Raw genomic sequence first — 24,553 nt, 5'->3', positions numbered from 1 at the left:
TGGTGACCTCTCGCGCCGAACCTCAGGAGAACTGGGAAGACCGTCCGCCACCATCCATGGCTGCGACGGAGCTTCTGCGTGACCTGCCGGTGACTGCCCGCGGCGTCCGGACCAGGGCTTCTCTGGTCGCAGCGGCTCGAACGGTGTTCGAGCGCGCAGGGTATCTCGACGCCCGTCTCACGGACATCACCAAGGAAGCGAACTGCTCCACCGGCACGTTCTACACCTACTTCGACAACAAAGAGCAGATCTTCGCCGCAGTTCTCGACGTCGCGCAGGAAGACATGCTGCACCCCGGCATGGGACGGGTCCGCGACGTCGACAATCCGTATGCGGTCCTCGAATCGAGCAACCGTGCCTACCTGACGGCTTTTCGCCGCAACGCCAAACTGATGGGTCTGCTCGAGCAGGTATCGCACATCGATCCGGCCTTCGCGAAACTGCGTCGGGACCGAGCCGAGACCTTCATTTCTCGTAATGCCCGAGCCATCGAACGCTTGCAAGCGGCTGGCAAGGCAGATGCCTCGTTGGACCCGCTGTTGGCTTCCCGAGCACTGTCGGCGATGGTGAGCCGTCTTGCCTACAGTTCATTCGTCTCCGAGGAACCTGGCGCCGACGGCAACCCCGTCCCGTTCGAGGACGTCGTCAAGACGGCTACTCAGGTGTGGGCCAACGCGCTGGGACTCGAAGGCGACCGCGGGTAGTTTCAGCCTTCGCCGCGGGCCGCGAACTGCTCCTCGAGGCTGTGGCGCAGTGTTTCCTCGCTGTTCTTGACAGCGTTTTCGACGAACGGCCCGATCAATCGGCCGAGTGCCTTGCCGGCAATGCCGCCGGGCAGTTTGTAGGCGAAGTCGACGGAAAGCTCGGTCTTGGAATCGTCGATCGCGGCGAACTCCCACGTGGACGAGTTGGATACACCGCCGAGCGAGGACAGCTTGATGATCCGATTCTTCTCCCACTCGGTGACCTCGAGTTTGGAGCGCAACGTGCTCGGCCCGATCTGCATGGCCGCGTCGAACGTGGCGCCGAGTCCCTGATCGAACTCTCCGAACGGGGTGAACTCGGAAACACCGAACATCCACGTCGGGACATTGCGGTAGTTGTCGATGTAGTCGAAGGCGACATCAACCGGCACGGCAGCAACCGCGGTGTGGCGAACATGGATCATGACTGGTCCCTGTCTTTCGGTGAACACCGACTCTAACCAATGGCTCCGACGTGTTCGGCGGCGGCGCAAGAGCGATCTACGGTATCGGTATGACGAACGAGCTTCCGGTACGCGGGTCCTGGCGCGATTACGAAGACCTGGGACTACCGAAACCGCTCGCTGCGGCGTTGGAGGCGTTCGTCGAGCAGGGCTATCACGGGACTTCGATCCGTGACGTCGCGTCGCGGTCCGGGCTGTCGGTGCCGGGGCTCTACCACCACTACCCGTCCAAGCAAGCTCTGCTGATCGGTCTGGCGACCGTTGTGATGACGGAGTTGTTGGAGCGAAGCCGCGCCGCCGAACTCGATGCCGGGAACGATCCCTCCGATCGCTTCGACGCGGTGATCGAATCTCTGTTGCGGTTCCACATGTTTCGACGCGAGCAGTCGTTCGTCGCCTCCTCGGAGATCCGCAGCATGGAGCCCGACAGCCGGGCTGGTTACATCGCCCAGCGCGACGAACAGCAGAAGCAGGTGGACCGGATCGTCCTCGACGGCGTCGCTTCGGGAGTGTTCGAGGCCGACCATCCCGAGGACGCCAGCCGAGCCGTGGTGACGATGTGCGTCGCCGTCGCGGTCTGGTACCGACCGGACGGTGAGTTGTCTCCGGACGAGTTGGTGGAGAGGTATTTGGAGATAGCGCGTCGGATGGTGGGGGCGAAGCGGGTGGGGGAGTGACTGTGGGGGGGCAACTGCGCGAATCAGTCTGAATTTTTCAACAATTCGAGCGCTGCGTTCCGGCCGGCATCGAAGGGGTCGGTGCCGATACCGATCCCGTCTGCGACGAGGGCACCTTCGTGAAGCAGCATGATTGCCTCGACGAGACGTTCGTCGGCTAGTCCGTCCGTCGCCAGAATGCGCCGAAAGACGTCCAACATTTCCTGCTTCTGTTCGGCGATGACGGCAAACACCGGATGTGAGTGATCGCTGAACTCGGCGTGCGCGTTGATCATGCTGCACCCCTTGCCTCCGCTCGCCTTGGACCAGGAGGCGGAAGCGTCGAATACCGCACTCAACTGTTCGGCGCGGCTAGCTCCGGCTGATGCGAGCTTCTCGTCGCGAAAGATTCGCCACCGCCGATCTCGAGCCCTCAGGTATTCAACGACGAGACCGTCTTTCGAGCCGAACCGTTCGTACAAAGTCTTCTTCGTGACCCCGGCGTCCAGTGCGACGGTATCCACGCCTACGGCATGAATCCCCTTTTCGTAGAACAGCTTCGACGCAGACTCCAGAATGCGACGCGCTTTCGGAGTCAATTCGGGTGTGGATTCCTCTGCCATGGACAAAAGTATACCGATCTGTATAGTCGGGCTCATGAGTAAACAGATCGGTATACCTCGGATCGTGACCTCGAGATCTGCCGTGACGGCTACCTTGTCGGTCCTGTTCGTCGCGTGCTGGAGTTCGGGTTTCATCGGAGCCAAACTCGGGGCCGACAGTGCCGAGATCCCTACGTTGCTGATGTGGCGGTTCCTTCCGCTCGTGGCGGTACTCGTCCCGATTGTCTGGCTGTCCGCCCGGCGCCGGAACATGGTGCCGACTCCGCGGACTCTCGGCAGGCAGGTGGTGATCGGGATGCTCTCTCAGAGCGGCTACCTGTTGTCTGTGTACTGGGCAGTCGATCTCGGTGTGAACACCGGAACCACCGCACTGATCGACGGTATTCAGCCGCTGGTCGCGGCGGCTCTGCTCGGTCCGGTCCTCGGGGTCGCAGTCCCGCGTATGCTGTGGATCGGGCTGGCGATCGGACTGGGCGGCGTCGCGATGGTCACGGCAGCCGATGCCGGGGCCGGTGCATCTGCTCCGTGGTGGGCATACGCGATCCCGTTCCTGGGGATGCTCAGCCTGGTTGCATCCACCTTCGTCCAACAACGCGCTCACACGTCCACGCCACCTCTGCAGGCTCTGGCCATCCACTGCTCTACCAGCGCAATAGTTTTCACGACACTGGCGGTGGCCTCAGGTGTCGCCGTACCACCAAGCGTCAACACATTCTGGATCGCATTGCTCTGGTTAGTCGTGCTGTCCACGTTCGGTGGTTACGGGCTGTACTGGTTACTGCTCCGTCGCATCGGCATCACGTCCGTCAACACCTTGATGTTCTTGATCGCCCCCGTCACCGCGGTCTGGGGCGCGTTGATGTTCGGAGAATCGTTCACTGCGTTCACCGCGCTCGGCTTGGCGGTGGGGATCCTCGCCGTCGTCGTGGTCACCCGGGCGGACAATCACCAGAAAAAGCGGGGAGAGGGCGAAAATGCCTGTTCGGTAAGGGCTCCGATCACTTCGCGCTGATGACTCCCGACCTGGATGTGAACCGCTCGCGGAGCGCGGTGAGTTGCTCTGCGGTGAGCTTCAGTCCGTTGATTGCGTAGTCCTCGACGGTGCCGAAGTGCGTGCGCATTTCGTCGAGAGCTGCGTCGAAATAGCTGTCACGGACTCCGAGGAGGGGTCGTAGCACTTCTGCGTCAACGCCTTTGCTCGCGGCGAAGTCGAGGATCGGTTCTGTCATGGGAGCCAGATCGGTGTTCGTCTCCAGGTAGTCGGCGCGTACATCGGCTTCGTCGGCCCCGAGGAGGAGTAGGAAAGAGGTCGCGGCCCACCCAGTTCGATCCTTGCCGGTGGTGCAGTGGAAAAGTGCTGCCCCGGAGCGTTTTTCGTCGATGAGGTCGAGGTAGAGCGTGCGATAGGCGTCGAGAGCGGACGGCAGGCTGACGAAGTTGCGGTTGGCTTCCTCCATCTGTGCGATCCCACGTCCGTCGCTGATGGTCTCGGCGTATGCGACCGGGTCCGTCATGAGTAGTCCAGTGGCCGCGGCGTTTTGGGCATTGTCGGCAAGTACGTCGAGCCAGACTGTGCGCGTCGAGTCAGGGAGATTGTCGAGTGCGCCGTCGCGCTCGGCGGCGGTCCTCAGGTCGTATACCGTCCGCACGTCCAAGTCGGCGACCGCGGCAAGGTCGTCGCCGTCGAGTTTCGCCAGTGTCGCCGAACGATAGAGCGCGCCCGCGCGGACGGTGCCGTCCGCAACAGGAATGCCACCGAGGTCCCGGAAGTTCGGAGCGGTCTTCAGGAGAACGCGGCGATCGAGCGGGTGAGTTGGCATGGCTGACTCCTTGTGGGTTCCGTTTCCGAACTGATCATTCATGCCTTCTGCACACTGCGCACGAGCTTTTCGGCATTGCGTCTCTTTATCCACTTGTCGATGACGAGAGCCATGAAGATCCACCCTCCCAATGCCGTGATCACCCACACGATGATCGGGGCGAGGATCCAGGACCCGACGCCGCTGATCTCGATACCGTCGGGGACCAGGGTCGCAACCCAGAGCGCGAGCAGTGTGGCGACCAAGCCGACACCACCCGCGAGCGGAGCTGCGTAGTGCAGTGCCACGCTGAGCACGAATGGGCCGAGAATCATGTGTGCGAGGGTGAATACACCGATAGCGGCCAAGAAGCCGTTCACGCTCAGGCTGACCCCGGGAAGAGCAAAATGCACGACGATCAGCGCTATCGCGCCGAGAACACATTGCGAAATGAGCTGAAATAACAGACGCATGGCTTGTACCTCCGTGATCAGGTCGAGTCACCCGAGAGTGGTGTGTGCGTGGGGAACGCTTTGCTGCAGGGCTTCGGGACGAGGCGCCGTCCAGGTGCCGTCGAGCACGGAGGGACGGGGGCGGTACAGGCGCAGTACGTAGTTCCACCTGGGCATGATGGGCAGTGCGTTCGCGACGCCGTCGAGATGGACCCCGAAGCGGATGGTGGTGCTGCCGTCGGAGTCTGGGGTGGCCGTGAGGCTGTTGATGCTGTTGACGCCCAGGGCGTTCTCTTCGAAGTATCCGGCCGCGTTGTACAGCGAGACCGACCAGAACGCATCCACGGGAACATCGTTCAGGCGGAGACGGTATTCCCCGACCGGGAGACGTTCGTCGAAGTTGACGTAGGTGGCCTCGTACTCGGGAAGGCCACCCCAGCCGGATGCGGTACCGAGCAGGTGCCTGATCGGGTCGACTTCCGCAGCGGTACCGAATGAATGGTCGTACGTGGTGATGCCGCGCGCGAGTGCGAGGAGTGCGTCGCGGGTCTCGGTCTGCGATTGCTCGTCGTAGTCGGGCAACGGGAACTCTCCCGTTCCGCCGCCGTCGATGTTGAGGGCGTCTTGCAACCGGTTCACCTCGGCGACGTCTTCGGGGCTGTTCGGATCGACGAGGATGCGCACGATCAGTGCGGCGTAGTCGGTCCCGACCAATTCACGCGTGAGCAGGTGCTCTCCCGGGTCGCGCAGGATGACGGGACCGAAGTGATCTTGACTGACCACCCACACGGAGATGTAGCGCTCGCCGGTATCGGGCACCGTGATGGTGACGTTCTCGCGCACGTCGATGATCGCGCTGCTGTACAGAGTGTCGCGGTTCTGGCGGATGATCGGCTGGTTGTCGAGTGACCCGAGATCACGAGTGTGGTTCCACGTGCCCAGGCCGACGCCCGCGGCCAGGCGAGCGAACATGAGATCGGACTCTGCCCGATTGAAGTTCAGGACGTTGACGGCGATCGTGGACATAGTGGGTTCCAATCGGTGTCGGGGTACGGAAGCGGGCGCGGTAATCCATGGCCCGTCGGGGTGAATCAGCCGAGCAGTCGCGCTTTCGCGGCTTGGAACTCGGCGTCGCTCAGCAGGCCTTGTGATTTGAGGTCGCCGAGTTTCTGCAACTCGGCGACGAGATCGACCGAGGCCGCGGGTGCGGGTGTGGGCATCGGGAGTGCGGCATGCTGCTGGGCGAATTCGTACTGCGCCTGCTCGTAGTCGGCCTGAGCTCTCCTTTGCCGGCGGGTGGCCATACCGTCGCTGACGGCGGTCGCGGTACCGGTGACGACCGCGGTGCGGGCGGCGAGGCCCAGCAGTCCGGGGCGGCCTCGTCTCGGGATGTACGGCATGTCAGACCTCCAATTTCGGGACGATCGTGTCCATGAGGGCATTGACGACGGGTGCGGGTATCCGCTCGTAACCCAGTAGCACCGCGCCTGACGCAGCGGTGCGGGCGGCGAGTTCGCGCTGATAGACCAGCTCGAGCGCGACCAGCAGCGCTGTGGCACCGGTGGGAATGGCTGCCGCGAGTTCGGTGATGTCCTCATGCCCGAGCAGACCGGACGCGCCGAGCATCTCGACGTTGATCTCGAAGCCGTTCGGCAACTCCTCGACTTCGATGAGAGTGAGTTCATCGTCCTCGGACTTGGAGATGACGATCAGATCGAGTAGCCGCACCAGGCCGGTATCCGTAAGGTCGGTCAGTGCGGAGAGCGCGGCCGGGTCGAGGCTCTGCCCAGGCAGGCCGAGAAGGTAGAAGTCGACGGGGCCGAAACGCGCGGCACTCACGAGAGGACCTTCAGCTTGAGTGCGGCGAACTCGTCCTCGCTGATCGCTCCGGCTTCGAGCAGTGCTGCGGCTGCGGCGATCTCCTCGCTGGGGCTCTTCCCCGCGACCTCGCGGATATACGATTCGGCGGCCTTCTCGGCGTCGCGTGCGGCCTTGTTGCTGCGTTCCGTCATCCCTTCGCCGCGGGCGACGAGATAGACGAGCGCGGTGAGGATGGGCAGGAAGAGTAGGAAGAACACCCAGACGGCCTTCAACCAACCGCTGAGCTTGTGGTCGCGGAACAGGTCGGCGATGATCGCGAACAGCGCGAAGAGATATCCGATGAAGACGGTTGCCCACAGCATCCAGCCGAGGCTTTCCCAGAAGCTCATGTGTCTTATCCGTTTCGTGTCAGGCCTGCGCACCGGGATTCCGCCGACTAGCGCATTTCGGTTGATTCCGGCAATTCTCACTGGTTTCCGCAGGCTTCGATCGCGGTCTCATCCGAAGCGGATGAGACCGGATTTCCACGGACATCGAACGTCTCGAGTATCTTCGACACATGATCGAAGCCGTGCGTGACGCACTCGCCTCTGGTGAGGCGGAGCAGGCTCGACGAGTCCTGCGGAAAAACTGGCTTCGTTTGATTCTCGAATCTCACACCAGGGAACTCGAGCAGCTCTGCCTTGCTCATCCCGATCCCCACGATCCGCACATCCTGCTGATACGGGCGTGCTGCCGCGATCTCAGCGGTGATCCGTACGGCGCTGAGTTTCTCCGCGGGCAGGGTCTGCGGGTGGCGTCCGACGATTTTGTCGTCTGCTTCACCGACCTGCTGCTCGCTCCGGACACCTCGACCAAGGCCGTCATCGCCGATCGCGCTCGCCACGCGCTCGCCCAGTGTGAGCCCGAGGATGATTACCCGTCCGCGCTCTTCCTCCTCGGGTGGACCGAGATCAGGCTTCGTCGTGACCTTCCTCGTGCCATCGCGCTACTTCGCTCGGCCGGCGACGAGGCGCAGTTGCAGTCGCGTACGGAGACGTTGCGTCTCGCACAATCCAATTTGGCTTTCGCGCTCACCCACGCAGGGATATTCACCGAAGCCGAACAGATCCTCGACGGCCTTCCTGCTCGAGAGGTGGCGTCCGACTGGGAACGCTTCGAAGGCGGTCTCCCACAGTCGAATCGAGGGTGCATCGCCTACTGGCGTGGTGACTTCGAGGAGGCGATCGCTCAGTTCGACTCGATCATCGAGGAGGGCAGTCCCGGAACCAACTTCGAGGCGCTCGCCCGTCTGTACCTGGTAATGAGCCTGATCGCTCTGAACCGGGAAGACCGGTACCACAACGCCGCTCGTCTGCTGCGAGGCGTGAGCACTGCGGACAAGCACGGCATTCCTTGGGATACGCTGCGGCGCGTCACCACGGCCTGGCTCGCCCACGCTCAAGGACAGGACGAGCAAGCTCGCCGCATCGCAATGCCCACGCTGACCAGAACAGGTGCTGCGGTCGCTCACGCGCTTCTCGCGGAGCTCTACCGAGTCATGGGGGATCCGGAACCGTCGGCTCAAGCGCTTCGCTTGGCAACCTCGGCCGCGCTGCCGCGATATGCGCTGGTGAGCACCCTTGTCACGTCTGCCGCCCTGAGCTCCGTCGCCGGGCGTGGACCGCAGGCGCACGAGCAGTTGGATCGTGCGCTGGCGGAAGCAATCCCCGAGCGGATTCTCGCCCCATTTCTGAGCGGCGATCCGGTAATCGTCGATCTGTTGAACGCGCACGCAACACAGGGGTCGAGACACCAGGAGCTCCTACGCACGATTCTGGAAAAACGGGGCCAGCTCTCTGCCAAGCTCGCCGGAGTCCTGACGGAACGTGAGAAAGAGATCCTCACTTTTCTGCGAACTACGATGACTGCAGACGAGATCGCTGCGCACCTCGGCATCGCCTATCCCACTGTGAAGACTCACATTCGCTCGATCTACCGCAAACTAGGCGTGACCAAACGGCGTGCCGCTGTTCAAGCAGCCGACAACCTAGACCGCGGGATCGGGGGCGATTCCGCGGCGGAGGCTGCGAACCGTCAGATCCAAGGCTTGTAGTCGCGTCCCGGAACCGCGGTTCACGTAGTCCATCGACGTGTAGAGCAGCGACCACAGCAGGTTCTGCACCCAGTCCGAACCCATGTCGGGGTCGATGGAACCGTCGGAGTGTCCGCGCTCGATGGCATCGGTGACTGAGTCGTCGTTCGACGCGGACTCGGCAAACGAATCTTCTTGATACACACCGGGAGTGAAGAACAGGACCGTCAAGAGGTCGGCCAGTTCGAAGTATTCATGGCACAGGCGAACCAGTGCATCGGCTCCGGTACCCTCGCCGAGTCGAGCTGCTGCTGCTGCCTCTCCGACGGCGCGGGTGGCCTCGGCCGCGACTGCGTCGACCAGGTCTGACCGTTCGGGAAAGTAGCGGTGCAAAGTGGTCCGGCCGACCTTTGCGGCCGAAGCGATCTCGCTGAGGGTCGCAGCAGGCTTGGATGCGAACACCGAAACGGCAGCATCGAGGATGGCCTTCCGTGTGCGCTCGCGGGTCGCGCTTTGTTCTGGTGCGCTGTGGATCGTTGTCACGAATCCGAAGCGTAGCCGTGTCCGGTTTCGGTATCCAGTGTTTCCGAATCGGAATTTCTCTTGCCCTTTATGGAACATTCGTGTTCCATAAATTCATGCTTGAATCCGACGCTTCTCAGCCCGCACCGAAATGGAGCAATCTCCGCGTCCTCTCGGAGTTCGCTCGACCGCATCTGCCGTCGCTCCTTCTCGGATTGGTACTGGCGCTGTGCGGCTCCGCGGCGACGCTGGCAACGCCCATGGTCACCAAGTGGGTTCTCGACACCCTCGATACCGGTGCGTCGCTGAAAGGACCTATCCTCACGCTCGTCGTCCTTCTGATCGTCGGTGCCGTGCTCGGTTGTGCTCAGTGGATCGTTCTCGGAACCGCCGCCGAGAAGGTTGTCTTCGACGCCAGGTCGTCGCTGGTGAAGCGATTCCTGGCGGCGACCGTACCTTCGCTGCAATCGCGATCCGTGGGTGAATTGGTCACCCGGGTCACGTCTGACACCTTGCTGCTGCGTGAGGCTGCGTCGTCGGCCGCGGTGAATATTCTGAACGCAGCCGCGTTGACCATCGGAACGATTGTTCTGATGGGCGTACTGGATCTGCCGTTGTTGGGCGTCACCATGGTGGCAATCGTGTTCGCCTCCATACTCTTTGCCGTTCTGATGCCTCGGATTTCCGCAGCCGAAGCGCGAACCCAGGAATCGCTCGGTCAGCTCGGCGGCGTACTCGAGGGTGGCCTGCGTGCGATCCGGACGGTCAAGGTTTCCCTCGCCGAGGATCGCGTCGGGGCTCTGGTGACGAACAATGCGTCCGATGCGAAAAAGCATGCGATCACGGCGGTGCGAGTGTCGGCAACCGCGTGGACTGTCGCGTGGACCGCCATTCAAGGATCGATCATTGCCATCCTGGGCTTCGGTGCCTGGCGAGTCGCCGACGGCGAAATGGCAGTCTCGACGCTCATCGCGTTTCTGCTCTACGCCTTCACCCTGATGGGGCCGGTGTCGGAGCTTGCGCAGAACGTGACCTCCGTTCAGTCGGGAATCGCGGCAGCTATCCGGATTCGCGAGATGCAGTCGTTGCCCACCGAGCAGTACGACGAGGTCGTGGACGTGGTCGCGAAAACCAACGCTGCCGCGCCGCTGATCGAGTTGCGCGACGTCACCGTGAGCTACCACGGATCGAACCAGCCGGCGTTGCGCGATGTCTCGCTGGTCATTCCGACGCGTGGGCACATGGCCATCGTCGGCCCGTCGGGTGCAGGAAAGACGACCTTGCTCTCGACCGTGCTGCGATTTGTCGAACCTCGATCGGGTGAGGTTCTCCTGCATGGAGTCGGTTACGACGCGCTCGATCACCGCGCTGTGCGCGAGAGTCTCGCATACGTGGAGCAGGAGACACCGGTGGTGCCCGGAACGATTCGGGAGAACGTCGTCTTCAGCCATCCCGATGCGACGGACGAAGAAGTCCAGGCCGTTCTGCGCTTGCTCCGGCTCGACGACGCGATCGAGGCCCTGCCCAACGGACTCGACACCGCTCTGACGGCCACCTCGCTGTCGGGCGGCCAACGTCAGCGGATCGCGATGGCGCGCGCAGTTCTGCGGCCGAGTGCTTTGCTTCTGCTCGACGAAGCCACTGCCCAGGTCGACACGCTCACCGAAGCCGCGATTGTCGACGCGATCAACGAACGTGCGCGCACCGGGGCCGTGGTGACTATCGCTCACCGGCTCTCGACGGTGCGTGACGCCGACTGGATCGTGGTCATGGAAGACGGTCGGATCCGCAACATCGGCAACCATGACGAGCTCATGGACAAGGACGATCTGTACCGCGACATGGTGGTTGCCGGCCGGCTCGATCAGGGCGAGGCGATGCTCGAAGATTGTTGACCCGGCGCATCGGCATGTGCGAGAGTGCTGTTACCGAGCGATCGCTCGGTCGGGATGTTCTTTCGGAGGTGGCTGGTGGCAATCGATCTGACGTACGCGCCCGAGGTGGTGGCGCTGATCGAGAAGACGCGCGACTTCACGCGCAACGTAGTGCTCCCCATCGAAGACGAACACGCCGGTGACATCGCTGTAGCGGGTGGCGATGCCATCCGCATCGAGATGCAGTCGGCAGCAAAAGAAGCCGGTGTCTTCGCCCCGCATGCACCGATCGAGTACGGCGGCCACGGACTCAACATGAGTGATCGCGCGCCGGTCTTCGAGGAAGCCGGCTACTCGCTATTCGGGCCGACGGCGCTCAACATCGCGGCGCCGGACGAGGGCAACGTTCACATGCTGGCCCACGTGGCGAACGAAGCACAGAAGCAGCAGTTCCTCGCGCCGCTCGCAAGCGGGGACATGCGGTCGGCATTCGCCATGACCGAACCCGCGCCCGGAGCGGGATCCGATCCCTCGGCTTTGAACACCCGCGCCGAAAAAGTCCCCGGTGGCTGGAAGATCAACGGTAAGAAATGGTTCATCACCGGCGCCGACGGCGCCGGGTTCTTCATCATCATGGCGCGCACGTCCGGCGAGCCCGGGCAGCGCGGCGGAGCGACCATGTTCTTGGCGCCGACGGACACTCCCGGCCTGGTAGTGGGTCGACACATCGACACCCTCGACAAGGCCATGATCGGTGGGCACTGCGAGGTCACGTTCGAGGATCTCTTCGTACCCGACGAGGCCGTTCTCGGTGAGGTCGATCAAGGTTTCGCCTACGCGCAGGTTCGCCTCGGTCCCGCCCGCATGACGCACGTGATGCGCTGGCTCGGTGCAGCGCGCCGCGGCCACGACGTCGCCGTGGCCAGGGTTGCCGAACGAGAAGGCTTCGGCTCGAAACTCGGTGATCTCGGAATGATCCAGAAGATGGTCGCCGACAACGAGATCGACATCGCAGCCAGCCGCGCACTTCTGGTGCAGGCCTGCTTCGAACTCGATCAGGGCGGGCACGCGAGCAACGCGACGTCCATCGCCAAGACCTACGCTGCCGAGGCGATCTTCCGGATCGTGGACCGCTCCATTCAGATGTGTGGCGGAATGGGCGTGTCCGGCGATCTGCCGCTGGCACGCTTGTCCCGCGAAGTGCGTCCCTTCCGCGTCTACGACGGCCCGTCCGAGGTTCATCGCTGGGCAATTGCGAAACGTGTTGTGGGAGCTGCGAAGCGCGCTGCTCGGGAGGAGTCGAAGTGACGGACTTTCCAGGACTCGATCTCGCGGCGCTCCACAAGTATCTGCAAGCCGCAGGCGTCGAGGTGAGCGGTGAGTTGCGAGCCGAACTGATTTCAGGCGGCAAATCCAATCTCACCTACGGAATCTTCGACGACAACTCGAAGTGGATTCTGCGTCGTCCACCCACGGCCGGCCTCACGCCGTCGGCGCATGACGTTGCGCGTGAGTTCCGAATCACCTCGGCGTTGCAGAACACTGCCGTGCCGGTCGCGCCGACCGTCGTGCTGTGCGAGGACGCCTCGGTGATGGGTGCGTCGTTCACGGTGGTCGAGTTCGTCACCGGTCAAGTGATCCGAACCAAAACCGAGTTGGAAGCTGTTCCGGCAGCGCAGGTCACGCAGTGCACCGACGAGTTGGTGCGTGTTCTCGCTGCACTGCACGACGTCGACTACACCGCAGTGGGTCTCGGCGAACTCGGCAGACCCGACGGTTACGTAGCCCGCCAGGTGAAGTTGTGGGCCGGTCAATGGTCACGCGTCAAGACCGAGGACTCGGCCGACGTGGACAGGTTGGCGTCGAGCCTCGCGGAATTGATTCCGGCGGAATCAGCCTCGTCGATCGTGCACGGCGACTACCGGATCGACAACACGATTCTCGCGGCGAACGACGTCACCAAGGTTGCCGCAGTGGTGGACTGGGAACTGTCGACGCTGGGCGATCCGCTGGCGGACATCGCGATGATGTGCGTCTATCGGCATCCCGCGCTGGATCTGGTTCTGGGTGAGCCTGCTGCGTGGACGAGCCCGTCGCTACCGTCCGTTGTCGATCTGGCGCAACGGTATTCGTCCGTGTCGGGTCGTGAACTGGCGCATTGGAACTTCTACATGGCGCTCGGGTTCTTCAAACTCGCCGTCGTGGCGCAGGGCATCGATCACCGATTCCGAGCAGGAGCCACCGTCGGCGGGGGATTCGACAAGGCTGGATCTTCTGTGCCGGAACTGATCTCGGCCGGACTCAACGCACTGCAAGGGAAATTCGAATGACTCGATCAGCACTGGTCACCGGCGCCTCCAAGGGAATCGGGCTCGGCATCGCAACACGCTTGGCTTCGCAAGGGTACGGGCTGACCATCACGGCGCGTGATACCGAGCGGCTCGCCGTGGTCGCCGAAGAACTTACGCGCGCCGGATCGCCGGACGTCGTCGTCTCGGCCGGCGACATGGCGGACGAGAACTTCGCCGCAGCACTCGTCGCCACACACAATGAGCGATTCGGCTCCATGAGGGCTCTCGTCCTCAACGCCGGAGTGGGAACCAGTGGGCGAGTGGCGGATTACCCGATGCGACGTTTCGACAAGACCGTTGCCGTCAATCTCCGGACACCGTTCGCGCTATTGCAAGCGTCGCTGCCGCTCCTGCGTACAGCGGCGGACGCGGACCTTGCCGGCGGAGCGAAGGTGATCGCTCTCGCCTCGATGGCCGGTGTGTATGCCGAGAGCGGCCTGGCCGTCTACGGAGCCACCAAAGCTGCGCTGATTTCGATGGTCGAGGCACTCAACGCCGAGGAATCCGGAAACGGCGTCAGTGCGACGGCCATCGCTCCCGGTTACGTCGACACCGACATGTCGGCATGGACACACGATCGGATCACACCGGACACCATGATCAAGGTCGACGACATCGTGGAGTTGGTGGACGGTCTGCTCAAGCTCTCGTCTCGAGCGGTCGTTCCGAAGGTCGTCATGGCGCGGGCCGGGACCAACGGCTACTCCGCCTGAAATTTCAATCCAGCTTGGCTTCGCCCCGCTTGCGAAAGAAGTGAAAGCCAGGCACCCCGACGATCGCCTGCCGCAGGTCCTTGACCACTCCGAGGAGTTCGTGGATCTCGGGCGAGACGGAGTCCAAGGTTCCGAGGATGGGCAACACCGCGGCCACCCGGTCGGTGAGCTCCGGTAGTTGGTCGATCAGCTTGATCGCGGCGCTGACCTCTGCCTCGGAAAGGTCGTCGGCGAACCTGGCGGCCAGCGGCGCGAGCTGTAGGGCGATGGGCTCGTAGATCTCGAGGAGTTGTCCCGCGATGTCCGACGTCTGCTCGACGGCCTCGACCAGTGTCTCAGCGCGAACGGTCACGGCGGCGGCTCCGATGACGACGCGGTCGGCGTTGTCGGCGATCTGGTTGATGCGCGCCACCAACCTCTCGACCGAGAAGAGGAGCGCCTCGAGTCGAGTGGGCAGGGTGACCGCAAAAGCGACCGTGGACAGGGACCAGTGCACCACGTCGCCGACGGAGCGGACGACGGTGGAGCTGCCGGGCAAAACTAGAGCCATCCCTCGATACTGCCTGATGTGACGTCAAAGTACAGGTAAATCTCACATTCACGAGGCCCGCGGCGTCTTCGAGGTGTCGGTGCCGGCGCGGACAATCAATTCACCCGCTGCCTGCCGCACCGCGCAACCTGGAAGGATCGAGACATGACGGCTATCCGTACGCACACTGTGATCGACTCGCCGATCGGAGCGTTGACGCTGGTAGCAGCAGGTGACGACCTCTGCGGTCTGTACATGGCGGAGCATCGCCACAAGCCGGACGAGTCCACGTTCGGTGATCGTTCCTCGGCGGTCTTCGGTGAAGTCGAATCGCAGCTCACCGAGTACTTCGAGGGTGATCGCACGGAGTTCTCCGTGCCGCTGGCGCCCGTGGGTACCGAGTTCCAGAAGCGGGTGTGGGACACCTTGCGAACGATCCCGTACGGCGAAACCTGGACCTACATGGAGCTCGCGCAAACTTTGGGTAACCCGCTTGCGATCCGTGCTGCCGCCGCGGCAAACGGCAAGAATCCGATCAGCATCATCGTTCCCTGTCATCGCGTGGTCGGTAGCGACGGAAGTCTGACCGGTTTCGCCGGCGGCCTCGAACGTAAGCGGTTCCTGCTCGACCGCGAGCACGGCGGCGAATCGGATGTCCTCTTCTGATGCGCTCGGCTCACAATTCGGTGATCGGGAACGTCTACCGGTCGTGACACTCAAACCGTTCGAAGACGTCGTGACCGAATACGGTGCAGTGGTCCTCCGTGTCTGCCGCGCGGTGGTCGGGCCCGTCGACGCCGAGGACGCGTGGTCCGAGACGTTCATCGCGGCGATGCGGGCATACCCGGATCTGAACCCGGACGCGAACATCGAAGCCTGGCTGGTCACCATCGCGCACCGCAAGGCGATCGACATCACCCGAGTGCGTGCCCGCGTGGCGGTGCCGACAGACGACGTTCCGGAGTTGCCGACGCGAATCGGCGTGCCGGGCACGTGGGATCACGAACTCTGGGACGCACTCGAACAACTACCACTCAAACAACGTGCGGCGGTCGCCTATCACTTTCTGGGTGGGCTGCCGTACGCAGAGATCGCGGACATCCTCGGCAACACGCCGGCAGCCGCCAGACGCGCGGGTGCGGACGGTATCGCCACCCTACGAAGAACCTACTTGTCCGCTACCGCTGCGGAAGGGAGTCACTCATGAGTAACGATGTGTTCGAGGCACTTCCAGCCGTTGACGCCGACGCCATGATCCGCCTACGGGCGCGCCTGGCTGCGCAGGCGTCCGAAGCCGAATTGATCGACGTGGCATATCGAACCGTCGATTCGCCGGTCGGAAAGCTGCTGCTGGCGGCAACTGATGTCGGCCTGGTGCGGGTTGCCTTTGCCGTCGAAGGGCACGACCTCGTTCTGGAACGATTGGCGGACACCGTCAGCCCTCGTGTGCTTCATTACCCGCGCAGGCTGGACACTGTCGCTCGCGAGTTGGACGAGTACTTTGCCGGTGCGCGTCGAGAATTCGATCTGCGCTTGGATTTCCAACTCGCGAAAGGGTTTCGACGCGAAGTGTTGCGTCATCTTCCCGAGATCGAATACGGCCACACTGCAAGCTATTCGGTGGTCGCGGCAGCGTCGGGAAGCCCACGTGCGGTGCGTGCCGTAGGGACCGCATGTGCAAAGAACCCGCTGCCGTTGGTGGTCCCGTGTCACCGGGTGGTGCGCAGCGACGGCAGCCTCGGGCAGTACGCGGGTGGCCCCGAACTGAAAGCGATTCTGCTGGATCTGGAAGCCGGCCGGTGAGCGCAGTGACGCTGCGCTTTCAGGCGCCCTATGCAGTCGAACCGCTCACCGGTGCCCTGCGGGCTCACTGCGTCGCAGGCCTCGAGCGTCACGACGACGGTGTTCACACCAGAGTCGTACCGTTGCCTTCCGGACCCGTTGTCGTGTCGGTGTCGTGGACCGACGACGGTGTCGTCGTGGATTCCGATGTGCCGGTAACGGATTCCGCAGTTCTGGAGGTGATCGTGCGCCGTTGGCTCGACCTCGACGCCGATCACACTGCTGCCGAAGCGGCGTTCGGTAGTGATGAGTTGTTGGCCCCACTTGTTGCCGCCCGTCCAGGATTGCGTGTGCTCGGTTCGGTGGACGGGTTCGAGACCGCAGTGCTCACCGTTCTGGGACAACAGGTTTCGCTCGGCGCGGCGAGGACGTTCGGTGGTCGTTTTGTCAGCGCATTCGGAGCGCCAGTGCAAGGGGATTTTCTTGCCTTCCCTGATCCGGACATGGTTGCAGCGCAATCAACCGAGGGCATACAGAAAGCCGTCGGATTGACCACAGCGCGCGCAAGAACAGTGCACACGCTGGCAACTGCGGCAGCGAACGGCCTCGATCTCTCCTGGAATGCGGATCCTGTCCAATTTCGTCGAGAGCTGTTGGCGCTAAAGGGAATCGGACCGTGGACCGCTGACTATCTCACCGTCCGGATTCTCGGTGATCGCGACGCATTCGTACCCGATGATCTGGTGTTGAAACGTGCGCTGGGGGTCTCGACGGCCAAAGAAGCCACAGCGTTGTCCGAGCGCTGGCGACCCTGGCGAGCCTACGCGCTCTTTCATCTGTGGACCAAGGAAGCGTTTCTGTAGTCGGTCAGTCTTTCGCGCGGGCCAGTTCGGACGGCCACCAAATACGTTTCCCGATGTCGTGAGAGAGTGCCGGCACCAGGACGCTGCGCACGATGATCGTATCGAGCAGCACGCCGAAGGCCACGGCAAATCCGATCTCGGCGAGGAAGACCAGTGGCAGGATTCCCAGTACGGCAAACGTTGCGGCCAAGACGATTCCGGCTGACGTGATCACGCCGCCCGTCACCGCAAGACCGCGCAGTACACCTGCACGGGTGCCGAATTCTCCGGTCTCCTCCCGGACTCTGGTCATCAGGAAGATGTTGTAGTCGATACCCAGCGCGACGAGGAAGACGAAGGCGAACAGCGGGAACGATTGATCCGCCCCGGCGAACCCGAATACGTGTGTGAAGAAGAATCCGCTCACACCGAGGGTCGCGGCGAAGGAAAGCACCACGGTGACAATGAGAATCACCGGGATCAGCAGAGCACGGAGCAAAGCGGCCAGAACCAGGAAGATCACCACCAGCACGATCGGGATGATCAGGTTTCTGTCGCGGACCGAGGCCGCCTGGACATCAAGGGTGGTGGCCGTGCTGCCGCCGACGAGCGCGTCGGCGCCGGGCACGTCGTGGACGGCAGTCCGCAGTCGCTTGACAGTTTCGAGTGCCTGCGGCGAATCGTAGGAGTCGGCGAGGGTTGCATTGATCATGGTTCGGCCGTCGATCGGTGCAACGGTGAAAGCCGCAGGGGCGCAACCCGCAGCGGCGGCTTGTGCGACGGCAGCGGGGTTGGTCTTGATCAAATCGCTGACCTTCGCGACGTCCACCTGGGTGCAGACGGCGCCGGGATCCTGCGAGATACCTTCGACGCCGCTGGCTGCTTTGATGACGGCGTCGGCCTGGTCGGCGTTTGCGGTGATCACGGCCGGTGCGCCGGCTCCGGGATCGAACTTCGAGTCGTAGAGTTCTTGTCCGACAACGGCGTCGGGACGATTGGTGAAGCTTTCGGTGGATGTCAGGCCATCGGTTTTGAGACTGCCGATCCCGGCCGCGAACAGGATGATCAACAACACTGTGGCGCCGATCCACAGTGGGCGGTCCTTGCTACCGACGGCCTCGGCGATCTTGCCCCACATCCCGTGCGTCGTAAGGTCTGCGGCGTGATCGACCTTGGGCTTGCGCGGCCAGAAGACCCACCGTCCGGTGGCGGCCAGAGCGACCGGCATGAACGTCATCATCACCAGATAGGTGCAGGCGATCCCGATGGCGGCGACGGGTCCGAGGCTCTTGTTGGAGTTGAGTTGAGAGAACGTCAGGCAAAGCAGACCGAGAATCACGGTGACAGCCGAAGCGGTGATGGCCGGCGCAGACTCGCGCCAGGCCTTGATCATCGCGTCGAAGCGGTTGGGATACGTGTGCAGTTCTTCGCGATAGCGAGAGATCAAGAGTAGGGCGTAGTCGGTACCGGCACCGATCACCAACACGAAAAGGATGCCTTGAGATTGTCCGGTCAGAGTGAGTAATTCGGCTTTCGCGAGGAAATAGATCACCATCGACGACAAGCCGATGGCGAGGAGCGCGGAGAACAGCGGGAAGAACCACAACACCGGCGATCGGTACACGACAAGCAGGATGAGGATCACGACCAGGAGTGCCGCGCCAAGGAGCGCTCCGTCCAGACCGGCAAAGGCGTCGATGAACGCAACGAGTAGCCCACCTGGCCCGGCTGGGAGTACCTCGACATCACCAGCTGCTTGTTTTGCTGCGTCGATGACGTTCTGCTCGGTGGTCGCTAGGACATCGCCTGCCACGGATGTGTCTCCGTCCTTGGCGACGAGTGGCACGAAGATCGACGCAGTTGTGCCGTCGGCGGAGTACTGAGTGGGTTGCATTCCGTCGGCGTCTACCCCGGAGATGCCGGCAATGGCGCCGTACGCCGAGTTGATTGCAGATTTGTCCGCCTCGGTGAGGGCCGAATCTCGATGGAACAGAACAAAACCAGGGATCGTCTCGACTGCGAGGAAGTTCGCGGATTGATTGCTGACGATCGTCGATTCTGCGGAACTCGGCAGGTACGAGGCGTTGTCGTTCTTCTGAACCTCGGCGAGTTTGCCCTGGAAAGAACCGCCGAATCCGCCTGCGACGAAGGCAAAGATTGCAAGCGCGATCACGGTGAAGATCGGCACGCGAAGGCGTTTGACCGTTCCGCGCTCGTTCCGTTCTGCATCAGTTGTATCCAGCTTGGTCATGGTTCTCCTCGAACACAGTCGACCAGCACCAACAAAGCAACGTTTTCCAGTAGAACACGCAATACGGGCGTGGTGGAACCACTTGGAGTGGAATTGACGACGCTACGAAGTGCCTTTGCCGTAAGTCTCGCGGGCTGCGACGTCCATAGGAAAACGAACGACTGTGTCGCCGAACAACAATCGAGTTGCCGAAGCCGCGGCGGCCAGCACGTGGGCGGCACCTGACTCGGGGTTTCGGGTATGCACGACCACTTCGTCGTGCTGGAAGAAGACCAACTCGCCGTCCGGATCTTCGGCGAGGCGGCGCCTGAGGTCGGCGAGCAGGCACAACGCCCACTCGGACGCAGTGGCCTGAACGACGAAGTTTCGCGTGAAACGACCGCGGGCATGAGCGTCGCCGTGGGAGTAGAAGTCGGGAGACGGTGGGGGACAGGCCCGGCCGAGCAGTGACTTCACCACCTCGCCGCGCTCACCTGCCTTGGCAGCTTGCTCGACGTACTCGACGGCGACCGGGAATCGCTTCCGCAACAAGACGAGCAGTGCTTTGGCTTCACCCGCCGTCGCCCCGTACAGGACTCCGAGGATTGCGACCTTGGCTTTTGCGCGATCCCCGCCGAAGGCTTCTGCACCGACAAGTGCGTACAGATCGTCGTCGCCGGCGGCGGCCATCATGCGGCGGTCGCCGGACATGGCGGCCAGAATTCGGGGCTCGAGCTGACCGGCGTCGGCGACGACGAACACGTGGCCCGGATCGGCGACGACGCTCGAGCGCATGGTCTTCGGAATCTGGAGGGCCCCGCCGCCTCGACTCGCCCACCTGCCGGACACGACACCACCAGGAACGTAGATCGGACGGAATCGATCTCCCCGCACCCAACTGTCCATCCACTGCCACCCGTTGGTGCTGTACAGCTTGGCGAGTTCGCGATGACGAAGGAGTAGCGGCACAGCCGGATGATCGATCTCCTGCAGAAACCACTTGCGCGTCGACGGAAGTTCGATGCCCTGACGACCGAACGCCTCGGTGATCTCCACCGAAGACGAAGGATTGACGGTGCGCCCGAAGACCTCACTGATCTGTGCGGCAAGTTCCTGCATACGAGCGGGGAGGTCGTATCCCGTCGGCCGCGGCCCCAGCCGTTCTTCGAGGAGTTCGCGATGCTTCTGCGTCGAGAACGGAAGGCCCGTGTGCGTCATCTCGGCGGCGCTGAGAGCGCCGGCCGATTCTGCTGCGATCAACAAGTCCAGTCGAGCGTCCGCGCCGATGGTTGCGCGCTGCTCGGCGAATTCGGTGACGACGGCGAGGGGATCGAGAACGGGTGCAGTGTCGAAGAGTCCGAGTCGATCGTCGTCGAACTCCTCGGCGGGCGGTGACGGTTTGCCGGCGCGCATTCCGAGTATCGCGCGGGTCAGGGAGATGTCGTGGCACCGCTGAACCCGTACGCCTGCCCGCAGTAGAGGTGGGTACACGGTCGCCGTACTCGGCCACACCCACCGCGGGTGCTCGGCTTCCTCGATGGTGCGTACCGCTGCGATCAGGTCGGGGTATTCGACGGGATCGGCGAGCGGCGTTCCAGCGGGATCGGTCCGTAGGACAGTTGCCGTCACAGCTCCCGTGGACGTCGTACTACCGGGGACCAGGACAACTCGCACGACATCAGTGTGACGGCTGGGTCCGACACGCTATCGCTCGGCGTGCTCAGGCCCTGACGAACCGGATGTGTTGACCCGGGCGGGCTTGGCCGAGTCGGTCGATATCTGCGTCCGCGACCACTCCCACCACCGGATAGCCGCCGGTGATGGGGTGATCGGCGAGGAACACGACAGGTTGGCCGCTGGGTGGGACCTGGATCGATCCGAGTGCCACGCCTTCGGTGGGCAGTTCGGTGTCGTCTGTTCTTCGAAGTAGTTCGTCGGCGCCGACGCGATCGACGCGTGCGCCGATTCGGTCCGAGTCGGTCGAGATCGCCCATCGGCCCTGGAGGAGTGTTTCGGGGTTGGTGAATCGATCTGCGCGAGGACCGAACACCACTCGAATGGCGAGAGTCTCGTTTGCCATCGGCGGCACCGGTGCGAGGTCGACGGCTGAGAACGTGGTCGGCGATGGCCCGATCGGGAGAAAAACACCAGGCTCGAGAGGCGCCGGACCGATCCCGGACATCGTGTCGGTGCTGCGCGATCCCAGGATCTCGGGAACCACAATGCCGCCTCGGACGGTCAGATACGTCCGCAGTCCACTCGGTGCGTAGTCCAGGCGGACGGTCTGCCCAGCCCGCAGATCGATCACGCTCGAATGCCCGACCGGAATGCCGTCGCGGTAGGCCTGTGCAGGCGCACCGGTGAACGCGATCGTTGTCGGTTGCTGCGCCCGAAGACTCAGCCCACCCAGGAGGACCTCGACACCGGCTGCGCCCTCGTTGTTGCCGACGAGCCGATTGCCAAGCCTGAGAGATCGCCTGTCCGCCGCACCGGAAACCCCGACACCCGAGCGAAGATGACCTATCCGTCCGAGGTCCTGGATCAGGCTCAGCGGCCCGGTGTCGAGTATCTCGAGGCCGTTCATCGTTGTTCCTCGTTCACGAAGCGCACGCGTCTGCCGGGCTGAACGGTGGCCGGTGGTGTGGCGTTCAGATCCCACATCACGGCATCGGTGCTCCCGATGATCTGCCAGCCACCCGGCGATGCCCGCGGGTAGACCGCGCTGTATCCAGCGGCCAGGGCGACGGAACCGGCAGGCACAGCGGTTCGTGATTGCGTTCGACGCGGAACGTCGAGCCGAGTGTCGCCTGAAGTCAGGTAGGCGAAGCCGGGTGCGAATCCGATGAAGGCGCAACGCCACATTGCCCCGGTGTGGGCCGCAACCACCTCGGATCGGCTCATACCAAGTGACTGTGCGACGTCGTCGAGGTCGGGCCCGTCGTACCTGACGGCGATGGTGAGTGCATCCGTCTCGGAATGCTCGTCTGTGGTCGCGGCAGAATCGGTCTGCTCGAGATCGTTCAAGCGCTTCCGGACGTACGTGAGATCTGCCGCCGGGGTGCACGTGACCAGGACCGTGCGAGCTGCGGGGAGGAAGTCTTCGACCCCGACCGGGGTGTTACGCGTCAGTGCTTCGGTGAACGCGAGAACGCCAGCTTCGGAATCGAAGTCCACGAGCAATGCGCCTTCTCCCGCGGGAAGTATGCGAGTCACAGGGAGGGCTCCCTATCGACTCGAGTCCGCTCCACGTCCGTTCGCATCGCGGCGATGAAACTCGCGATGGTGGCTCGCTCTGTGGCGGTGTAATTGCCGAGGGTGCTCACCGCCCGTGAAATGAGTGGGCCGAAGTAACTCTCGCCGAGTGCGGCTGCGGTTGGTGTGACCTGCAAGAGCACCCGCCTGCGGTCTGCTGAGTCTCGCTCCCGAGCTACGTGGCCCGCTTTGACCATCCGGTCGACGAGCGCGGTCACCGACGCCGAGTTGATACCCAGCTGTGCGCCGAGCCAGCCTGGTGTCGCCGGTGTGTCCGAGCGCTCGGCATCGAGAAGGCAGATCAACGCGCGCACGTCGGTGGAGTGCATTTTGTACTTGTTCGCAAAGCCGGAAACCGCCACGTTCAAGTCGACGGTAAGTGCGCGAAGCGAGTGGACGATCGCCATCGCTTCGTCTTCTGCATCGCCGACGCTCAAGGATGCCTCCAGCCCTGGTGTGTTGTCTCTCGATTGTCTACTATCTCGATAATCGAGAGAAATGGGGGTGGGGGATGGACTTCAATCGCGCATACGACGCTGTACTGACCAAATGGCCGCAGAAACCGCTGGGTGTGGATCTCGCGGGGCGGTTCGGTAGCACTCACGTGAACGTCTGTGGACCTGCAGACTCGCGGCCGTTGATCCTTCTGCCTGGGGGAGGTGCCACTTCGACGGTGTGGTTCGACAATGTTGGGGCGCTGTCGAAATCCCGGCGTGTTTTTGCCGTCGACACGCTGGGTGATGCCGGACTCAGCATTCCGAATGGTGATCGGATGAAGTCCGTCGACGATCTGATCGAGTGGATGGACTCGATAGTCGATTGCACCGGGGCCGACACCGTCGATGTGATCGGACATTCCTACGGCGCGATGATTGCGTTGGCCTTTGCGCTGCATCGACCTGATCGTCTCGGCAAACTTGTTCTGCTCGACCCTAATTCGAGTTTCTCCGGCATGAAGGCGGGCTACCTTCTGCGTGCGCTTCCGCTGTTGCTCTCCCCGTCGCGAGCACGCCGACGGCGACTGTTGGAATGGGAGACAGGCGAGTTGAGTATCGACTCCGACTGGCTGTCTCTTGTGGAAGTGGGCACTTCGGATCTACCGCGACCCGATCTCGTAGTGCCTCGACGTCCTTCGAAGGAGGCCTTGAGCGCACTGGATGTCGAGTTGCTGGTGGTCCTCGCACAAGACGGACGGGTGCATGATGCGGAAATCGTGTCGAAGTCAGTGCGGGAGAGGGTTCCCGCAGCGCGTGTCGAGGTGCTGAAAGATTCTTCGCATCACAGCATTCCGATGGTTCCCGCCGATGAAATCAACCGGGTGCTCGTCGACTTCTTGGAGGGCTAGCGGATCAGGGTGCGACGACGCACCCCGGACCGATCGGTGTCGCCGGATTGACATCGACCGTTGTGACCGGCCCGCCCGCGGACGTCTGGTAGGCCATCAGAGAGTGTTCGCCCGGTGCAGTCGGAGTCCACAGCGTGACGGCGTGGCCGAGTACGACCGGCAAGGTGAAGTAGGGATTGACGGTGTCCCAGATCAGTTCCTGCGGGAACATGGTCGACGCCCGGTTCATGTCGACAATCGAGACGTTCGGCTCGTTCAACGCTGCTGTCCTGGCAACCACCAGATACGTGCAGCCCGCTCCGTACGGCGTCGTCGGCCCGCTGCTGAGACCCGGAAGGATCGTGACGTCGACTACGTCCGCGGAAGCTGACGTCGCGGAACAGATGGCTGCGCCCGCGCAGAGGGCGGCGGCGATCACGGAAGTGCGAGCGATACGTGAAAGTGTCATACCAGCAGGTCGGTTTTATCTGGGTGGGTGTTA

Annotated in this window: 29 protein-coding genes; 13 read left to right on the top strand and 16 right to left on the bottom strand. The window is 62.9% G+C overall.

The window, feature by feature from the left end; translation table 11 throughout:
* The first annotated feature begins 56 nt into the window (after window positions 1-56).
* Window positions 57-704 (top strand): TetR/AcrR family transcriptional regulator, encoded by a 648-nt coding sequence (locus M0639_RS25475; protein ID WP_007730038.1) that lies wholly within the window; start codon window positions 57-59, stop codon window positions 702-704.
* 2 nt (window positions 705-706) lie between these two features.
* Here the strand turns inward: M0639_RS25475 and M0639_RS25470 are convergent, their stop codons facing one another.
* Window positions 707-1,168 carry an SRPBCC family protein gene (locus M0639_RS25470; RefSeq protein WP_003940411.1) on the bottom strand — a complete coding sequence of 154 codons (462 nt, stop codon included), beginning with the start codon at window positions 1,166-1,168 and terminating at the stop codon, window positions 707-709.
* 89 nt (window positions 1,169-1,257) lie between these two features.
* On the opposite strand from M0639_RS25470, the gene M0639_RS25465 reads away from it, so the two are divergent.
* Window positions 1,258-1,884: a TetR/AcrR family transcriptional regulator gene (locus M0639_RS25465; RefSeq protein WP_064073912.1), complete on the top strand. Its 627-nt coding sequence runs from the start codon at window positions 1,258-1,260 to the stop codon at window positions 1,882-1,884.
* A 23-nt stretch (window positions 1,885-1,907) separates the two neighbouring features.
* On the opposite strand, the gene M0639_RS25460 is transcribed toward M0639_RS25465, so the two are convergent.
* Window positions 1,908-2,486 (bottom strand): TetR/AcrR family transcriptional regulator, encoded by a 579-nt coding sequence (locus tag M0639_RS25460; RefSeq protein ID WP_064074231.1) that lies wholly within the window; start codon window positions 2,484-2,486, stop codon window positions 1,908-1,910.
* A 34-nt stretch (window positions 2,487-2,520) separates the two neighbouring features.
* On the opposite strand from M0639_RS25460, the gene M0639_RS25455 reads away from it, so the two are divergent.
* Entirely contained in the window at window positions 2,521-3,498 is a 978-nt protein-coding gene (locus M0639_RS25455) for a DMT family transporter (RefSeq protein ID WP_231915035.1), read from the top strand.
* Here M0639_RS25455 and M0639_RS25450 read toward each other — a convergent pair.
* From M0639_RS25450 to M0639_RS25425, 6 genes are all read right to left on the bottom strand, one after another.
* Complete coding sequence (locus tag M0639_RS25450) at window positions 3,485-4,306, bottom strand: tyrosine-protein phosphatase (RefSeq protein ID WP_064074315.1); 822 nt, start codon at window positions 4,304-4,306, stop codon at window positions 3,485-3,487. The genes M0639_RS25455 and M0639_RS25450 overlap by 14 nt on opposite strands.
* Before the next feature lie 38 nt (window positions 4,307-4,344).
* Entirely contained in the window at window positions 4,345-4,758 is a 414-nt protein-coding gene (locus M0639_RS25445; protein WP_020970904.1) for a phage holin family protein, read from the bottom strand.
* 27 nt (window positions 4,759-4,785) lie between these two features.
* Window positions 4,786-5,763 (bottom strand): DUF1214 domain-containing protein, encoded by a 978-nt coding sequence (locus tag M0639_RS25440; RefSeq protein ID WP_064074232.1) that lies wholly within the window; start codon window positions 5,761-5,763, stop codon window positions 4,786-4,788.
* A gap of 65 nt (window positions 5,764-5,828) precedes the next feature.
* On the bottom strand, window positions 5,829-6,137 hold the full coding sequence (locus tag M0639_RS25435; RefSeq protein WP_064074233.1) for an SHOCT domain-containing protein: 309 nt from the start codon (window positions 6,135-6,137) through the stop codon (window positions 5,829-5,831).
* A 1-nt stretch (window position 6,138) separates the two neighbouring features.
* Entirely contained in the window at window positions 6,139-6,576 is a 438-nt protein-coding gene (locus M0639_RS25430; RefSeq protein ID WP_064074234.1) for a DUF6325 family protein, read from the bottom strand.
* Window positions 6,573-6,947 carry a PLDc N-terminal domain-containing protein gene (locus M0639_RS25425; RefSeq protein ID WP_030537228.1) on the bottom strand — a complete coding sequence of 125 codons (375 nt, stop codon included), beginning with the start codon at window positions 6,945-6,947 and terminating at the stop codon, window positions 6,573-6,575. Before M0639_RS25425 ends, M0639_RS25430 begins: the two co-directional genes overlap by 4 nt.
* Before the next feature lie 170 nt (window positions 6,948-7,117).
* On the opposite strand from M0639_RS25425, the gene M0639_RS25420 reads away from it, so the two are divergent.
* Window positions 7,118-8,653: a helix-turn-helix transcriptional regulator gene (locus tag M0639_RS25420; protein WP_042923949.1), complete on the top strand. Its 1,536-nt coding sequence runs from the start codon at window positions 7,118-7,120 to the stop codon at window positions 8,651-8,653.
* Here the strand turns inward: M0639_RS25420 and M0639_RS25415 are convergent.
* Window positions 8,588-9,175: a TetR/AcrR family transcriptional regulator gene (locus M0639_RS25415; RefSeq protein ID WP_064074316.1), complete on the bottom strand. Its 588-nt coding sequence runs from the start codon at window positions 9,173-9,175 to the stop codon at window positions 8,588-8,590. The genes M0639_RS25420 and M0639_RS25415 overlap by 66 nt on opposite strands.
* 95 nt (window positions 9,176-9,270) lie before the next feature.
* Between M0639_RS25415 and M0639_RS25410 the strand changes: the two genes are divergently transcribed.
* From M0639_RS25410 to M0639_RS25395, 4 genes are all read left to right on the top strand, one after another.
* Window positions 9,271-11,049 (top strand): ABC transporter ATP-binding protein, encoded by a 1,779-nt coding sequence (locus tag M0639_RS25410; RefSeq protein ID WP_007729612.1) that lies wholly within the window; start codon window positions 9,271-9,273, stop codon window positions 11,047-11,049.
* A gap of 75 nt (window positions 11,050-11,124) precedes the next feature.
* Window positions 11,125-12,336, top strand: a complete 1,212-nt coding sequence (locus M0639_RS25405) for an acyl-CoA dehydrogenase family protein (protein WP_003940162.1) — start codon at window positions 11,125-11,127, stop codon at window positions 12,334-12,336.
* A complete protein-coding gene (locus tag M0639_RS25400) occupies window positions 12,333-13,358 on the top strand; it encodes a phosphotransferase family protein (protein ID WP_007729609.1) in 1,026 nt (341 codons plus the stop codon). The genes M0639_RS25405 and M0639_RS25400 overlap by 4 nt, the downstream gene beginning before the upstream one ends.
* Window positions 13,355-14,092, top strand: coding sequence for an SDR family NAD(P)-dependent oxidoreductase (locus M0639_RS25395; RefSeq protein WP_030537223.1), 738 nt, complete (start codon window positions 13,355-13,357; stop codon window positions 14,090-14,092). Before M0639_RS25400 ends, M0639_RS25395 begins: the two co-directional genes overlap by 4 nt.
* A 4-nt stretch (window positions 14,093-14,096) precedes the next feature.
* Here the strand turns inward: M0639_RS25395 and M0639_RS25390 are convergent, their stop codons facing one another.
* Complete coding sequence (locus M0639_RS25390) at window positions 14,097-14,642, bottom strand: hypothetical protein (RefSeq protein WP_007729604.1); 546 nt, start codon at window positions 14,640-14,642, stop codon at window positions 14,097-14,099.
* Window positions 14,643-14,786: 144 nt separating this feature from the next.
* Here M0639_RS25390 and M0639_RS25385 point away from each other — a divergent pair, with 144 nt between their 5' ends.
* Genes M0639_RS25385 through M0639_RS25370 form a run of 4 tightly spaced genes read left to right on the top strand, consistent with a single transcriptional unit; the run spans window position 14,787 to window position 17,266 of the window.
* Complete coding sequence (locus tag M0639_RS25385) at window positions 14,787-15,287, top strand: methylated-DNA--[protein]-cysteine S-methyltransferase (protein WP_003940613.1); 501 nt, start codon at window positions 14,787-14,789, stop codon at window positions 15,285-15,287.
* Complete coding sequence (locus M0639_RS25380; protein WP_080961251.1) at window positions 15,274-15,828, top strand: RNA polymerase sigma factor; 555 nt, start codon at window positions 15,274-15,276, stop codon at window positions 15,826-15,828. The genes M0639_RS25385 and M0639_RS25380 overlap by 14 nt, the downstream gene beginning before the upstream one ends.
* A complete protein-coding gene (locus M0639_RS25375) occupies window positions 15,825-16,424 on the top strand; it encodes a methylated-DNA--[protein]-cysteine S-methyltransferase (RefSeq protein ID WP_007729599.1) in 600 nt (199 codons plus the stop codon). The genes M0639_RS25380 and M0639_RS25375 overlap by 4 nt, the downstream gene beginning before the upstream one ends.
* Window positions 16,421-17,266: a DNA-3-methyladenine glycosylase family protein gene (locus tag M0639_RS25370; protein ID WP_064074235.1), complete on the top strand. Its 846-nt coding sequence runs from the start codon at window positions 16,421-16,423 to the stop codon at window positions 17,264-17,266. The genes M0639_RS25375 and M0639_RS25370 overlap by 4 nt, the downstream gene beginning before the upstream one ends.
* 4 nt (window positions 17,267-17,270) lie before the next feature.
* Here the strand turns inward: M0639_RS25370 and M0639_RS25365 are convergent, their stop codons facing one another.
* The 5 genes from M0639_RS25365 to M0639_RS25345 all read right to left on the bottom strand — a co-directional run bounded on the left by M0639_RS25365 (window position 17,271) and on the right by M0639_RS25345 (window position 23,164).
* Window positions 17,271-19,496 (bottom strand): MMPL family transporter, encoded by a 2,226-nt coding sequence (locus tag M0639_RS25365; RefSeq protein ID WP_064074236.1) that lies wholly within the window; start codon window positions 19,494-19,496, stop codon window positions 17,271-17,273.
* Between the two features lie 102 nt (window positions 19,497-19,598).
* A complete protein-coding gene (locus tag M0639_RS25360) occupies window positions 19,599-21,149 on the bottom strand; it encodes a bifunctional 3'-5' exonuclease/DNA polymerase (RefSeq protein WP_064074237.1) in 1,551 nt (516 codons plus the stop codon).
* A gap of 46 nt (window positions 21,150-21,195) precedes the next feature.
* Entirely contained in the window at window positions 21,196-22,059 is an 864-nt protein-coding gene (locus M0639_RS25355) for a 5-oxoprolinase subunit C family protein (protein ID WP_064074238.1), read from the bottom strand.
* Complete coding sequence (locus tag M0639_RS25350) at window positions 22,056-22,688, bottom strand: 5-oxoprolinase subunit B family protein (RefSeq protein WP_064074239.1); 633 nt, start codon at window positions 22,686-22,688, stop codon at window positions 22,056-22,058. The genes M0639_RS25355 and M0639_RS25350 overlap by 4 nt, the downstream gene beginning before the upstream one ends.
* The gene (locus tag M0639_RS25345; RefSeq protein WP_082893164.1) at window positions 22,685-23,164 is read right to left on the bottom strand and encodes a MarR family winged helix-turn-helix transcriptional regulator; all 480 of its coding nucleotides are present in this window, start codon (window positions 23,162-23,164) and stop codon (window positions 22,685-22,687) included. Before M0639_RS25345 ends, M0639_RS25350 begins: the two co-directional genes overlap by 4 nt.
* A gap of 74 nt (window positions 23,165-23,238) precedes the next feature.
* On the opposite strand from M0639_RS25345, the gene M0639_RS25340 reads away from it, so the two are divergent.
* Window positions 23,239-24,072, top strand: a complete 834-nt coding sequence (locus tag M0639_RS25340; RefSeq protein ID WP_064074240.1) for an alpha/beta fold hydrolase — start codon at window positions 23,239-23,241, stop codon at window positions 24,070-24,072.
* 4 nt (window positions 24,073-24,076) lie between these two features.
* Here the strand turns inward: M0639_RS25340 and M0639_RS25335 are convergent, their stop codons facing one another.
* Window positions 24,077-24,520: a hypothetical protein gene (locus M0639_RS25335; RefSeq protein WP_064074241.1), complete on the bottom strand. Its 444-nt coding sequence runs from the start codon at window positions 24,518-24,520 to the stop codon at window positions 24,077-24,079.
* Between the last annotated feature and the right edge of the window lie 33 nt (window positions 24,521-24,553).

Origin of the sequence: Rhodococcus qingshengii JCM 15477, from assembly GCF_023221595.1 — a bacterium.
Lineage (GTDB): Bacteria > Actinomycetota > Actinomycetes > Mycobacteriales > Mycobacteriaceae > Rhodococcus_F > Rhodococcus_F qingshengii.
Note: the sequence above shows the minus strand (reverse complement) of the source record. Positions and strands in the feature narration are given on the sequence as shown.